This is a genomic window from Raoultibacter timonensis (genome assembly GCF_022845715.1).
Classification (GTDB): Bacteria; Actinomycetota; Coriobacteriia; order Coriobacteriales; family Eggerthellaceae; genus Raoultibacter; species Raoultibacter timonensis.
This window is the reverse complement of record NZ_AP025564.1, coordinates 904,352-918,280: the sequence shown is the minus strand read 5'-3', so window position 1 is coordinate 918,280 and position 13,929 is coordinate 904,352. Positions and strand designations below refer to the sequence as shown.

At 58.7% G+C, this 13,929-nt stretch carries 9 protein-coding genes; 3 read left to right on the top strand and 6 right to left on the bottom strand.

Annotation, left to right across the window (positions count from 1 at the left end; genetic code table 11):
- Window positions 1–87 precede the first annotated feature (87 nt).
- From MWL89_RS03580 to MWL89_RS03570, 3 genes are all read right to left on the bottom strand, one after another.
- On the bottom strand, window positions 88–1,500 hold the full coding sequence (locus MWL89_RS03580; RefSeq protein WP_244411787.1) for an MATE family efflux transporter: 1,413 nt from the start codon (window positions 1,498–1,500) through the stop codon (window positions 88–90).
- 185 nt (window positions 1,501–1,685) lie between these two features.
- Window positions 1,686–2,351, bottom strand: coding sequence for a DNA-3-methyladenine glycosylase family protein (locus MWL89_RS03575; RefSeq protein ID WP_244411786.1), 666 nt, complete (start codon window positions 2,349–2,351; stop codon window positions 1,686–1,688).
- Between the two features lie 181 nt (window positions 2,352–2,532).
- Window positions 2,533–4,143 (bottom strand): FAD-binding protein, encoded by a 1,611-nt coding sequence (locus MWL89_RS03570; protein WP_244411785.1) that lies wholly within the window; start codon window positions 4,141–4,143, stop codon window positions 2,533–2,535.
- Between the two features lie 150 nt (window positions 4,144–4,293).
- Here MWL89_RS03570 and MWL89_RS03565 point away from each other — a divergent pair, with 150 nt between their 5' ends.
- A complete protein-coding gene (locus MWL89_RS03565) occupies window positions 4,294–5,706 on the top strand; it encodes a response regulator transcription factor (protein WP_244411784.1) in 1,413 nt (470 codons plus the stop codon).
- Between the two features lie 151 nt (window positions 5,707–5,857).
- On the opposite strand, the gene MWL89_RS03560 is transcribed toward MWL89_RS03565, so the two are convergent.
- Window positions 5,858–7,468 carry an FAD-dependent oxidoreductase gene (locus tag MWL89_RS03560; RefSeq protein WP_244411783.1) on the bottom strand — a complete coding sequence of 537 codons (1,611 nt, stop codon included), beginning with the start codon at window positions 7,466–7,468 and terminating at the stop codon, window positions 5,858–5,860.
- A 302-nt stretch (window positions 7,469–7,770) separates the two neighbouring features.
- Here MWL89_RS03560 and MWL89_RS03555 point away from each other — a divergent pair, with 302 nt between their 5' ends.
- Entirely contained in the window at window positions 7,771–9,177 is a 1,407-nt protein-coding gene (locus tag MWL89_RS03555; protein WP_244411782.1) for a helix-turn-helix transcriptional regulator, read from the top strand.
- Window positions 9,178–9,311: 134 nt separating this feature from the next.
- Here MWL89_RS03555 and MWL89_RS03550 read toward each other — a convergent pair whose 3' ends face one another.
- Window positions 9,312–11,324 (bottom strand): FAD-binding protein, encoded by a 2,013-nt coding sequence (locus tag MWL89_RS03550; protein WP_244411781.1) that lies wholly within the window; start codon window positions 11,322–11,324, stop codon window positions 9,312–9,314.
- Between the two features lie 229 nt (window positions 11,325–11,553).
- Between MWL89_RS03550 and MWL89_RS03545 the strand changes: the two genes are divergently transcribed.
- Complete coding sequence (locus MWL89_RS03545) at window positions 11,554–12,969, top strand: helix-turn-helix transcriptional regulator (protein WP_244411780.1); 1,416 nt, start codon at window positions 11,554–11,556, stop codon at window positions 12,967–12,969.
- Window positions 12,970–13,134: 165 nt separating this feature from the next.
- Here MWL89_RS03545 and MWL89_RS03540 read toward each other — a convergent pair whose 3' ends face one another.
- Complete coding sequence (locus MWL89_RS03540) at window positions 13,135–13,773, bottom strand: peptidylprolyl isomerase (protein ID WP_244411779.1); 639 nt, start codon at window positions 13,771–13,773, stop codon at window positions 13,135–13,137.
- Between the last annotated feature and the right edge of the window lie 156 nt (window positions 13,774–13,929).

Sequence of the window (13,929 nt, the reverse complement as noted above, 5' to 3'; positions counted from 1 at the left end):
ACGAACCCGCTGCAAGCGCCCGGGTATCGGTTGTCGAAGCAACCAAATTCACACAGACAGCGAGGTTTTGCGCACGGATCCATGCCCTCACGCCACCTTCTCAAGCGCCCTCTCGCTCAAGATCGACCGGATGTTCACAAGGAACAGCGTCGAGCAGAAGGCGACCGAAAGCACATCGGATAGGGGCTCGGCAAAATAGACTCCCCACACGCCGACGAAGTGCGGCAGAACGAGGGCAAGCGGGATGAGCAAGACGATTTTGCGCACGGTCGCAACGGCGAGCGAGAGCTTCGCCTGCCCGAGCCCCATGAAGATCGACTGCATGCCCAGCTGCAACCCCATCAGGCTCATCCCCGCGATGAATACGGGCGCCACTTCGCCCACCAGTTCAACGAGCTGCGCATCTTCGGTGAACAGCTGCGCAATCGACGCAGGAAACAACATGACGGCGACGGCGCAGACGAACTCGAATGCGAACGATACGGCGATGAGGCGCTTAGCCGCTCTCTTCACACGATCGAACAAGCGCGCGCCGTAGCTGTAGCTGACGATAGGCTGCACCCCTTGGGTGAATCCGTTCGCCGGGGCGAACAAAAGCTGCAGGATGCTTTGCAGAATGGTCAGCGCCCCCACGTACAGATCGCCGCCATAGGTTTGCAGCGTGCCGTTCAGAACGACGATGATCAAGCTTTCGGTAGCCTGCATGAAAAACGGGGCACCGCCGAGCGCGAGCACCGGGCGCACGATCTCGCCTTCGGGGCGAACAAGGCGCGCCTCGACTCTGAATACGCTCGATTTTCTTCGCAGGAAAGCGACCGTGAGCGCCGCACTCACCCCTTGCGAAACAACGCTCGCCACCGCCGCACCCTGGATCCCCATCCCGCAGACGAAAATGAGCAGCGGGTCGAGCACGATGTTGAGCACCGCCCCTGTCGCAACCGCGATGAGCGCGTACTTGGAATCGCCCTGCGCGAGCAAGAACGGGCACAGGCCCAGGTACGCCATCACGAAAAACGTGCCGACAAGGTAAATGGAAAGGTACGACCACGCGTACGGAAGCGTAGCCTCGCTTGCCCCGAACAACCCCAGCAAAGATCGTCCGAACAGCGCGAACACGACGATCAGGCATACGGCGAATATGACGAGCAGCGTCACGACGTTCGCCATAATGCGGTTCGCCCGCCCGGCATCGCCGTTGCCCAAAGCGATCGAAGCCAGCGGCGCGCCGCCCGCTCCCGCAAACGCCGAAAAAGATGCTATGAGCAGCACGATGGGCAAGCACACGCCCACCCCCGTCAGCGCATCGGCCCCGACGCCGGGAATATGGCCGATGAACACGCGATCGACGATGCCGTACAGCAGATTCACGAGTTGGGCGACCACGGTGGGAATGGCAAGGCGGGCCATCAGCCGTCCGAGCGATTCGGTGGCGAGAAACGCCTTCGAGTCCGATCCCCCCTCGGATGCAACCGCGTCCGCTCCCTTGTTTTCCGCTCCCATACACCACCACTTACCTTGTACGCCCGAAACCGCCGGTTCGCCCAGGCGGCTCGAACCGTTTCAGTTCCCGCTAATGCTGCCGTATCCCCTATGGTGCATAAGTATAAGTATTCGTCTTATCGATATCCAGAAGAGAGGATGCCCGAGCCGATGGTTCGGCGAGCGTCGAAGCCCGCCCGTTGCCTCTAGGAGCGCTTCTTCTGCTGTTTCCTCTTCGGCGCGTAGTCCTTCATGTCCTCGAGCGCGCCGCCCGCGACCTCCCAGAAGTACAAACTCGCAACGCTGTTGTACGGCGCGTAACGGCGGCGGTACTTCTCGAACAAGTCGCGCGGAATCCTGCGGTGATGGTGCACCATGCGCATCCCCTTCTGGATGCCCAGATCCCCGAAACTCAGGATGTCCTTCCGTTGCAGAGAGAAGATCATGAGCATCTCGGCCGTCCATACGCCGATGCCGTCGAGGGCGCACAGGTCGCGGCACACTTCTTCGTCAGGTTTCTCGCGCAGCGCCTCGAGATCGAGCTCACCTGCGGCAACCCTCTCCCCTGCGTTGTGGATGTAACGCGCCTTACTGAAGGTCATGCCGAACTGCTGCAACTCCTCGATCGGAGCCGCGGCGATACGCTCCGGCGTTACCTCGCCAAGCCCCTCGACCATGCGGTTCCATACCGTCTGCGCCGCCTTGCCCGATATCTGCTGGGCAATGATCGAGTCGATGAGCGACTGGAACACATCGGCGTGCACCTCGCGCTCGATAAAACCGATTCGCTCGATGACCTCGGCAAGCCGCTTATCCTTCGCCTTGAGGTAGGCTATCTCTTCATCGCCGTATTCGAAGTAGCGCTTTTCCATGAGATCGCCTTCCGTCGCTCTGAGCGCATGACCGCATTGCACGATCGGGGTCATTGTACACGAACGTTCGGCGCACCTGAATACACCCGAGGCGACAAGGCCCGCACGACACCGGGCCCATGGCCGCTCTCGTCGTGCGGGTCGTTGATATCAAGCGCGGGCATAGATGCCGCCGCTGCCGTCAGAGCACGGTTGCCGCAATCTCCTCGGCAGCCAAAACGCCCGACGTGTGCGCCCAACCGACCGTCTGCCCAAGCGCCCAGTAGTAGTCATTGTGCATGGTTCCCACCGATTCGGTCCCAACAGCATACAGCCCGCTTACCGTAGCTCCCGCCTCTGAAGCCTTTACCTCCATCTTCGGCGTCACGCTCAGATCTCCGCATGTGCCGAAGGGGGTCGGAGCCATGCGCACAGCGAAATACGGACCGTCGCCATACGGCACGAGATACTTCGCATCCTTGAAGAAAACCGGATCTTCTCCTGCTTCGCATAACGCGGCATACGCTTCGAATTCCGCAGAGAACACCGACGGATCCCAGCCGACGGCCTCCGCAAGCGCCCCGGGGGTGGCTCCCTCGAACAGCACACCGGAGTCTTTCATCGATGCCAGATATGCATCGGTAACCGTATCCGGATCGGCTTCTTTCAAGCCGTCGATCGCAGCCCGATCCGCTATGACGAACAGCCACGGTTCGTCATAGGCAACCCCGTTCGCGCCGCCGTACGTCGGCACCCAGCAAAACGCGTCCTCCGAATGAAAGCGCTTACCGAACCGGCTGACGTGCATCCGGCCCTTCGCGGGATCCTGCATGACGTTGCCCAGCGCCTGAACACCGCCAGGATACGATACGTAGTTCTCGTCGATGGGATAGAGCGTATCGCAGCAGAGGATGCCGAGATTCCACGGTTTTGCCGCCCCAGCCGCCCATGCCATTGCGGCTCCTTCGCCGTTGTTCAGCACAGGATCGCGGCCGAGCAGCGGCACCGAGCACAACTCGTTGATCATGTCTTGGTTTGCACCGTACCCGCCCGAAGCAAGCACGACGGCCTTTCCCATAAAATCGACCGTCTTCGAACCTTGCGTTGCCCGAAGGCCGACAACGGCGCCGGATTCGTCCACGATAAGCTCCTGGCCCGTGCAACCTGTATGCATAGCTCCCCCGGCCGAGATCACAGCATCGACCATCTTGCCGTACGTCTTCTTGCGGTTGTCGTCGTCTTTCGGCGGCTGCGAGATGCGGTACTCATTACCTGACAATCCGTTGGTCGGGGGAGTTTCCTTCATGTAGAACCCGAAGCCGTAACCGCGCAGCCAATCGACGACACGGCCGCAATTGCGCAGATACGTGCTCAATACCTCATGATCGCAATGGTAGTGAACGGCCTCGAGCCACTCTCTGTAAAACGCCGGGATGTCGGCTTGCAGCCCTTGTTCGAGCTGGTATTCGCTGTTGAGCGAAATATAGCAATTGCCCGAGCAGACCATGCCCGTTCCACCGATGTTTTCGGTTTTCTCTACGATAAGGACTTTGGCGCCGTTCTCCGCCAAACGCGTGGAGCATGCTATCCCGCCAGGGCCGCACCCCAGCACAACGACATCGCCTTCGAACGTTTCGTCGGCTGGATCCATCGACCCGAGCACGCTGACTTTCGCCGGTTGCCCTTCCTCCACGCGCGAGGCATCGCCGCTTCCGCTCGCTTGGCTGGCACATCCCGCCAACAATCCGGCCGAAGCAACGCCTACGCCACCGATGGCGGCTCCTTTGAGAAAATTCCTTCGCGTGATGCTCATAAGATCATCCCCTTTGGTAGTATTTCCATTATCCGATTCGACGGCCTTGCCGCCTTTCGTATCATCGAGGCGACGGCGAGCACGGGCATCGGCCCAAAGGGGTCGAATTATAAAAACTACGAGTTTTTCGTATTGACCTAAAAGGACGATATGGCAAAAAAGGGCAGATCAAAGGCTTTTGACACAACGGTTCTACCGCTGTTTTTTTGTTGCCAGCTGGCAACGCTCGGCCTGCTCCGGCAAACGCCCTCCTATTCTTTATGGGAGACGGAGATCAATGCGTTTCCCGTTTTCAGCCTCTGGATTGCCAGAATCCTTTCGGTAGCCGTTCTACTCGTTGCGCTTACCATGGCGTTGAGAGGCTGCCGCTTTCTGCGGCTCCGCACCATGCTGGCCGTCAACGGAGCATCACTCCTCATCGGCTTCGTTCTTACCTTCTACTACGCCTATAGCCTGCCGGTCTATTTCGCTGCGCAGTGCTTGATAGGGATCGCCCATGCATGGATACTTCTCTGCTGGGCGGAGTACCTCACCTCGCTTGAGAAACCCCATCGAAATCGTTCGATCGCCTTTGCGGCGCTGATCGCCGTACTCATCTTTACGATCATGAGTGCGGCGCCCCAAAGCATGCAGGCCGTTTGTTTTCTCGCCATCGCATGCGGCAGCGTGCTGCCGCTTTTCCTCACGCCGCAAAACGGTGGCGAATACGACAAGGAAGCATCAGGAGGAAAGGCGCTCGACGCTCGTCGCAGCCTTGCTTCCATTCCATGGGAATTGGTCGTGCTCATGGCAAGCTATGCCATGCTTTTCAGGATTCTCGTATTCTTCAACTTCCCCGCCGTCGACGGATCGATGCAAACCGTTGCAGCAGCGGTAATCCGCATTGGCGGCATGATCTTACTTCTCTTGTACCTTTCGCGCGTCCGGTTCGCACCGAACACCCAGCAGATGATCATCCCCCTGTTCTTCCTCACCCTGCTCGGGCTGCTCCTCCTGCCAGGACGCGAGGGAATAGTCGCCACGGTCGCCGTGGCGCTCGTCGAATCTAGCTGGACGTTCTTCTACGTACTGATATGGCTTATCCTCCCCGAAATCGCAAACTCCAAAAAAGCAGACCCGTTTGTCGTGCTCGTCGGCGGATGGACGGCGCTCAACCTGCTCCTCCTTTTGGCCGCTCCCCTTGCTTACTTCTTCGAAGTGCAGGTCAACCAAGGGACGCTATCGCTTACCGCATTGGTTCTGATAATCGTATACACCCTCGCCGTCGCGTTGCTGCTCTACCGCAACAGCGCGAAGCGCCTTCTGGCAAAGCAATCCCCCTCGTGGGAGAAAGAGCAGGAAGACCACTTTGCCGCGTTAGCCGAAGAACACGGATTGACTCCCCGCGAAAACGACGTGTTTCAACTGCTCGTACAGGGCTACAGCCTGCCGGCCATAGAAAAGGAATTCGTGCTGTCGCACAGCACCGTGAAAACCCATGCCCGCCATGTGTACGAGAAATTCGGTGTATCGGGAAAACAAGAACTCATCGAGCGCGTGAAACGGTCGCAGCACATCGGTTAATCGATGCCGCCCGTTCTTTTCTCCGAGAGACAGGATGCCTGGAAAACAGCCTGACCGCTCCACGAAGCACCGTTCACATGCAGAAAGACGGACGGACGGTCGTTTGCCCGCCCGTCCGTCTTTTGTTCGAATGAAGCCGAATCCCGGGATCCTATTTTCCAGCCACGTGCTTACCCGTCAGATACCCGAACACAATGCAACGCCCGACCGAAAGGCCCATGGTCGAAAGCGAGTAATCGATCGCCCCGTAGAACGGACCCGAGCAGTTGCCTGCCGCGAACAGGCCCTCAATGGGTTCGCCGTCGGCGTTCTTGCATTGACCGTTCACGTCGATCAAAAGCCCTGCGGGTATTGCGGACACCGCATATTCGCGGGGCATCGCGTAGAAAGGCGGGGTGTTCACCAGCTGCATGTACTTCGAAGCCTTACCGAAATCGAGGTCGGCGCCCAATTCGCACAGCTCGTTGTAGCGCTCAACCGTCGCAACGGTGGCCTCGACAGGCAGGCCCGCAGCTTTCGCCAGCTCCTCGATGCTATCCGCCTGCAGAAGCGTGCCATCCTCGACGAACGCCGCAATCTTCTCGGGCGTGCCGTTTGCCACGGTTGGAACCGTCGGATCGCTCCCCCAGCCGTATATCTGATCGGAGTAGTTCGCGTCGAAGATGGTCACCATGCGGTGCTCGGGCTGATCGCGCAGAATCGTATTGCGCGCACCGTAAGGAACATCCTCGTACATGAAGCGCTCGCCGTTGACGTTGACCGCCAAGAGGGGTTCTTCGCGAAAGCATCCTTTGCCGCCATGGATCATCTTGCTGTGACCGCCGGGCTCCATCACAGCGCCCGCCAAAAGGCCGATCAGGTGTCCGTCGCCTGTCTTGTTGATCTGCTTGCGGTTGAACACGAGCGCGTCGGGAACGTACTTGGCGAGCATAGCGTCGTTGTTCTGGAAATCTCCCGTCGCAAGAATCACGCCTTTTGCGGCAGAGAATTTCTTGTACGTTCCGTCCTCGGCCTTGCCAACAACACCCGTCACCGCGCCGTTTTCCACAACAAGCTGCACTGCAGGCGTATTGAAGAAAAACTCGACACCATCTTTTACCGCCTGTTCGGCAAGCGCCGTCGTCGGCGCCTGCATGCTATCGGGAAACAGCAGACCCCTCACGAAGCAGTTTCCGTCTTCGTAAACGTGGTCCATCGAATCGCTTTCCTTGCATGCATCAAAGCCAATCTCGGTAAGCCTATCCTCATACCACTCAAGCACATCCTGCGATTTGTCCGCAAACTCTTTCAGAAGAGCCATATCGGGCTGATGAGCATTGAGCTCGTGCATCTCGTGCAGGTACGCAGCAATACCCGCTTCGGTGCTCTGATCCTTCATGACCCGAGCCGCCAACATGCCTTGCGCAACGGGATTCGCCTCTTTCTGTAGAACCGCAACCGTTGCACCCGCCTCACAGGCCGCAAGCGCTGCGGGCACGCCCGTGGTTCCCGCGCCCACTACCACTACATCGAAGCTCAATTCCTCCGCAAAGTCAGAGATCTGCTCGGCTACAGCAACAGAACCCTCGAGTTCGGAAGCGGCCACGCGCCCATCGGCGTACGTCGCCACCCCGTCGGCTCCGTCGGCCCCCTGCGTTGCATCGGCTTGCCGGTCGCCCGCCGGGGCGCACCCAGCGAAGGAGGCGGCTGCCACCGTCGCCGCCGCGCCGCCGAACGCAAGAAAACTGCGGCGACTCATCTTGGTCGTATCGATACTTCCCATAATCGATCCCCTTTCAATTCCCGGGCTCCCATCGCGAGCCCGTATCGTTACAAGCCGGCACACGGAGCCGCCCTTCGGCGCAGCCCCATCCGATCGGCGACGCCATTGTGGGATGAAACCTGTCGTTTCACGAGAAGAGAAGGCGGATGATCATCTGTCTGCGAGGGATGATATTTATAACCCCTCGCTATATTGCCTGATCAGAGAAACGGCAGTACAGAATCAAAACAAGACCGCGAGGTTGCGCCGCTGGGAGAGGATTGCCTCCTTGCTATAATCATTGGCAGGCGGAAAGGGATGCCATGGAAAGCACTGCGGCGGACAGAGATCTCATCTTGTCGAAGACGGGCTTGTTCCCCCTTCGGTTCCTTGGAGTGGGCGTGTACCTCGCCTGGCTGTTCACCATACACTTTTCAACAAGTGTCTTCGAGACGTCCGATCGCGCCCTCGATTCGCTCATACTTTCGAACCTTGCCAACCTGACCTGCTTGGTGCTCGCCGCTTTTTTCGCGCGAAAAATCGCCCCCATCTCCACCAAAAAGGGGTTTGTCTGGACGGCCGGTGCAAGCTCGTTTCTCGGAACAGCCGTCGCCTCCCTTGCACCGCTCGGCGCGGTGGCGGGCGATTTTCTGTTTGTTACCGGCAACGCCCTTATCGGCGCGGGCACTTCCTTGCTGATCTTGATCTGGAGCGAATTGTATGCAAGCCTTCCGCGAAGAGATGCGAGCATTTTCTACTCGAGCTCTTTCATGCTCGCAGCCATTCTCTTCTACGCGGTTTCGATGCTTGACTCGCTGTGGCAAATGGCCGTCATCGCTCTTTTGCCCGTCGTTTCGATGATAATGCTCACGTTGAGCTTGCGTCTGTTGCCCGATCAGGCAGAGGAGGTAAAGGAGAGCGCGGAATCCCACTGGTCGTTCCCTATCCGCCCCTCCATTTTGCTAGCGGTGTATGCTTTCGCTTCAACCCTCAGTAGGTCGATGAGCTTCGACTCGAACGATGTGGGAATGCTCGGCATGCTGCTCATTGCGGCAATCGTGCTCGTATGCAACGTGTTCCTGTTCGACAAATTCGATGCCCGTTTGCTCTACAAAGTCACACCCCCGCTCATGATCGGCGGATTCCTGCTCATCTCGTTCTTCTCCGGTTTTGACGGCTTGGGAAACGTCCTGATAAACGCAGGGTTTTCGGGATTTGTCATCCTTACCCTTATCGTGCTGAGCAACATATCCTACACTTACGGCGTTACCGCCATCTGGCTGTTCGGCTTGACGCGCGCGTTTCGCGTGCTGGCAAGCACCGCCGCCGCATACGGTTATTCCTGGGCCGCATCCGTCGGACTCGACGACAAAGCAGTGTTCGGAGCGTTTGCCATCGTGCTCATTGCAACCTGTGCGATGTTTTTCCTTTCCGACAAAGATTTCACCAGCACCTGGGGCATCAACCCCCTTCCCGCCAAGAGAAACGATGCCGTCGAGGAGTTTTTTGAAACCCTGCAGGGCAAATGTTCGATCATCGCCCACCGGTTCGGACTGACCCAACGAGAAGAAGAGGTGCTCGTTTTGCTCGCGCAGGATAAAAGCATCGCTGAAGTCGAGGAAGCTCTCGTCATTTCGAACGGCACCGCCAAGAGCCACATCAGGCACATCTACGCCAAGCTCGACGTGCATGCGCGGGAAGAAATCGTCGAGATGGTTCGGGATCTTTAACGCGGCTCCCGTCCAAACCCTATACGGCTACCGGTGTCTCGCAACAAAGATGGCTGCAGCTCGCCGGCAAGCTGCAGCCATCGTGGATCACCGCAAGTTCGCACGATCCGGGAATGCCCCGAACGCACCCAACGCTATTGCAGCGTAGCAACCTCGGCATCGTGCGTCTTGATCTCAACGCCCGCTTCAGCCAAGCATTGCTCGACCGCGATAATGATGCCTGCGCTCGTTCGCGTAGCGCCGGAGATCGTGTCGACGGCAGTCGAATTGGCTTCGACGATCATCTGCGGCAGCTGGTCGATCGCCAGGGTGCCCACGTCTTTAGTCTCGTTGTGCTCCACCACTTCGACGTTCTCAATGGTATCCCCGTCGATCGTCACGCGCACGGCGAGCCTGTCGTTCATGCCCCAGTAGCGTCCGATGTACTGGTTATCGGCGCACTCGAACTCGGTAAGCGCATAGTCATCCGCAAAGTTCACCGCATCGCCGGACAACAACGATTCCTGGCTCACGTCGTCTTTTGCGGCGGCCGCGTTGGCGCCGGCCGTGGTTCCCGTGACGTAGTTTTCACCCATGTTGCCGCCGCCATTGTAGTTGCCGACCCAAAACGATCCGCAGGTGCCGGCGGAATACAGATGGGGAATCGGCTCGTCGTCCCAGCCGATAACCTGGCAATCGGTATTGCGCTGTGGGCCGCCGTCAGTGTTGGTGACCGCGGGAGTCAGCTTGAACGCATAATACGGGCCGTCTCCGATGGCAACAAGCCCCTCATCGCGGCCGCAATCTTCATCGAGCCCCGATTCGCAGATGCCGTTCCATCTCTCTACAGTGCCAGCCAAAGCCTCACCGTCGATGCCGATCTGCTCGCCTAGGGCAGCCAGGGTATCGCCCTTGACGAGCCAACCCAGTTCGAGCTCCTGCTCAAGCCCATCGCTCCAGCTCCAGTAAGGCTTATGCCCATCTACCCGGGCGGCCTCGTCGAACACCATCCACGTGTTCGATGGCCAAGGCATGTGCGTCCATGTGCCATGGAAGTTAGTCTGGCCATGACGCGAGTTGCGCGTTTCATTGGCCGCTTCGTTCACGAAGCGCGTGCCGTCTCCCGCAACGATGATCGCGCTCGTTTGGCCCATGTCGCCGTACCAGGCGTTCGGAGGCGTCTTGCTCCCGCTCGCGCAGGTCCATCCGAACGAACACCCGGTGTAGGGATTCTTGTAATTAGGGTCGGGTGCGGCACAGCATGTCATGTGCCACATCTTGGCGCCCACGGCGCCAGCCGCCACGATCCCGTCGCCCGTATTGAAACTGCACCCCTTGGCCAAAAGCTCCGTGTACCCGATGTAGTTCTGGATCATCTCCTGGTTGTTCTCGAAACCGCCAACCGCCAGCACAACGCCGTTGATGGCCCTGATATTGTACCGTTTGCCGTCGATCGTGGACGTAACCCCATGGACGATCTTCGTCTCAGGATCCTGGATGAGGGTTTCAAGGGGCGCGCTGTACCATACATCGATGCTGTCCTTCATTCCTTCGATGATATCGCGCAGGGTTCCGAGGGCCGCATTGACATCCTGGGCGTTGTAGCGCGGATCGGGACGAAGCGTGATTTTCCGAAAGCCCGTGAACTCCTCATCCGGATACAGCTCGGGATATTCGGGCCTCGTTGCGAACTCGATGACGTCTTCCGAAACACCGTGCTCGATCAGCCAATCGTAAAACGTCATCCAGCCGTCCACCTGAAACTCCGCGATCTCATCGCTTGAAATCAGGTTGTACTCACCGCGAAGGTTCGCCATGAACTGAACCATCAGATCCCTATCGGTGGGAGCCATGTAGTTCTGGCCGAACCGCGAATTGCCGCCAGCATGCGCCTTGTCGGCCTTCTCCATAAGCAACACTCTCGCGCCGGACTCGGCTGCTGAAATCGCCGCGTAAGCACCTGCGGCACCGTAGCCGGCAACGACGACGTCGTATTCGGCATCCCAAGTTACGCTTGCCTCAGAGCCGCCCGACGCCCCGCTCGCTTCACCGCCCGAAGAGCCGTCCGCACTCTTCGGCGCACAGCCCGCCAGACCGGCAACCGCACCGCCCGCCGTCAGCAAAGCCGCGCCCTTCAGAAAATTCCTTCTCGATACTTCGGTCGTCATACCCTTCTCCCTTCAATGCAACGGATGTCCCCGCGCGTTCGTCAGCAGCCGCCTTCCACATGCGATCATCGCCGTCGAACGCGACCCAGAGACTACCAGCGAATAGCCGCGCTTACTGTAAGCAGCCGAGTCCCAAACGAGGCATGGCCTGCTGATATTCTTCTACGTAATTTGCATGCCGAACGGATATGCTATGATGCCCACGTTAGGGGATCAAAAAAGGGAGCTTATGTTCTGGGAAAAGGTCAATGCCCTTTATGACAAGATGCGCGGCGTCACAACGGTATCTTTGCCGTTTCTGGGCTTCGGGCTCATCCGAAGGTGGTATGCTCTGCTCGCATCTCTTGGCGTCGAGAGTTCTACCGCACTGCTTCCCCTGCCGACCATCTCGATAAACAGCTTTACCGAATGCGCGTTCCTCTTCGTACTCATCGTCCTCGCCAAACGATACGCCCCCTTGTACCGCCGCGGTGCATTCGTCGCCGGATCGGCAATCGCGCTTTCGCTTGGCTCGCTGCTCGTCTTGCTGGGCTCTTTCTGGGAACCCGTGCCGGCGTTTATCGTACTTGGCGAGATACTCGTCGCCGCAGGCTTTACCACGTTGTTTGTGGTTTGGTTGGAGCTCTACGGATGCATTGAGCCAACGAAAATCGCCCTTGCGTACGCGGCTTCGTTCGTAGTCTGCAGCATCGTCTGGGAAACGCTGCAACAATTCAGCGCTCCGAGCGCCGCAACCATCGTCTGCCTCGTGCCGTTTGCCTCGATCGCCCTTCTTATCGCGGGATTTCGCACCATACCGGCAACGCATGTGCCGAAAAGCGATGCACGCCAACCCTCCCTGCGTCCCCTGTGGCGGCTTATCGCATGGGTGGCGGCTCTCAGCTTCGCGTTCGGCATAGCGGACAGCGTCACTTCTTCGATCATTCAAGCACCTTCGTATTTCGGGCGGCTTTTACCGAACCTCATAATACTTATTGGCGTTATGTTCTTCAAAAGCATATTCGATCTCGGAGTCATATACAGAATCACGCTGCCGCTCGTCATCGTCGGCTTCCTCAACCTTCTGCTTGCGACAGATAATCTGGACATCGCGCAATTCTTCTTGAGCGCGGGCAGCGAGAGCTTCCTTGCCCTGGCCTTCATCATCGCATGCAGCTCGGCGTATCGCCGACGGTTTTCTGCTGCTTACATCTGCGCAATCGTATTTGCAACCCATGCGCTGTTCATCAGGATCGGACAAAGCGCTGGCTCGGCCGTGCACTACGTCAACCTATTCGATCAGGGCCTCGAATACGCCGCCATCGCCGTTCTGGGAACATTGATTTTTTCGGCCTCGATCGTGGTCTTCCGCGAAAAGGATTTCTATCTTCAATGGGGCGCTGCGGGAACCTCGCCCAAAGCGGCGACGGAGGAGTCCCGACTGCGAGACAGCATCGCAAGATTCTCCTCCATAAACAAGCTCAGCGCGCGCGAAGAGGGCATCGCCCTGCTCATGGCCCAAGGGAAAACGAACCAAGAGATCGCGAGCGAGCTGTTCATCGCCCCAGGAACCGTAAGAACCCACGTGAGCCGAATCTATGCGAAGCTCGACGTGCATAGCCGGGAGGAGTTCATCGAGGTGCTCGAGAAAAACTCGGCCGTATAACAGGCGAAATATCCCGCCCATCTCGCACCACAAGGAGGCCTATCGAGCCCTGGGACGCCGATAGCCCAGGGCAGCGGTTTTGCATCGTCAAAGCAACTGGGTACAACGCAAACATCAACCCATGGAGCAACCGACACCGATCGCTGACCTCCTTTGCCGCTCCGCCTATACCGCAGCCTTCGATCGGCCCTCGCTCTCAAGAACCGCCCCCGGTTTCGGAGTCTCAAACGCAACGGCCTGCGCAAGCGCGTCTTCGTCTGCGTACATGATTTCTATCCCCTTGATGGCGTCGCCTACACGCAGGGCCTCCACGACGTCGATGCCGCCGACCGTCATCCCGAACACCGTAAAGGCGTCGTCGAACTCGGGCTGCTCGGATAGCGAGAAGTAGAACTGGCAGCTGCCGGAGTTCGGCTCCGATTTATGCGCGAAGCACAGGCTTCCGCGCACGTGCTTGTTGTTCGGCTTTCCCGCATACTCGTCCTCGATGGTATAGCGCGCGTCCCCCACCCCGGGATGGATGCCGCGAATGAGTCCGCGCGATGCGGCCTCGACCTGCGCCGGACCGAGCGTACGCGTGATAGGGCAACCGCCGAGCACAACCGAGTTCGGCTTGTATGCGTGGAACTTGAGGCTGTCGTAAAACCCCTTGCACGCAAGCTCGATGAAATTGCCGACGGTTTTCGGCGCATTGGCCCCATCGAGCTGCACGGTTACGACGCCCTTCCCCGTCGTTATCACGGCCACTTCGCTTCCGTTGGGTTTGTAGCGCGGCGTGTACACGGGCAGTACGATTCGAGACATAACGCTTCCTTCCATCCTTTGCGCGCACCGCCTGGCCCCCATGCAGCCTGCGAACCGGCGCGAACGCCCTCCTTGCTTCCTCGCTACCCGATGCTAGCAAAACCGAAGATTCGCGCATCCGATGGAGCACCCTATTTTGGCGATTCGAAAGTCATC

Excerpts from the sequence above, each read along its gene's own strand:
- MWL89_RS03580 (WP_244411787.1), bottom strand. The coding sequence starts at position 1,500 with ATGGGAGCGGAAAACAAGGGAGCGGACGCGGTTGCATCCGAGGGGGGA.
- MWL89_RS03575 (WP_244411786.1), bottom strand. The coding sequence starts at position 2,351 with ATGGAAAAGCGCTACTTCGAATACGGCGATGAAGAGATAGCCTACCTC.
- MWL89_RS03570 (WP_244411785.1), bottom strand. The coding sequence starts at position 4,143 with ATGAGCATCACGCGAAGGAATTTTCTCAAAGGAGCCGCCATCGGTGGC.
- MWL89_RS03565 (WP_244411784.1), top strand. The coding sequence starts at position 4,294 with ATGGCAAAAAAGGGCAGATCAAAGGCTTTTGACACAACGGTTCTACCG.
- MWL89_RS03560 (WP_244411783.1), bottom strand. The coding sequence starts at position 7,468 with ATGGGAAGTATCGATACGACCAAGATGAGTCGCCGCAGTTTTCTTGCG.
- MWL89_RS03555 (WP_244411782.1), top strand. The coding sequence starts at position 7,771 with ATGGAAAGCACTGCGGCGGACAGAGATCTCATCTTGTCGAAGACGGGC.
- MWL89_RS03550 (WP_244411781.1), bottom strand. The coding sequence starts at position 11,324 with ATGACGACCGAAGTATCGAGAAGGAATTTTCTGAAGGGCGCGGCTTTG.
- MWL89_RS03545 (WP_244411780.1), top strand. The coding sequence starts at position 11,554 with ATGTTCTGGGAAAAGGTCAATGCCCTTTATGACAAGATGCGCGGCGTC.
- MWL89_RS03540 (WP_244411779.1), bottom strand. The coding sequence starts at position 13,773 with ATGTCTCGAATCGTACTGCCCGTGTACACGCCGCGCTACAAACCCAAC.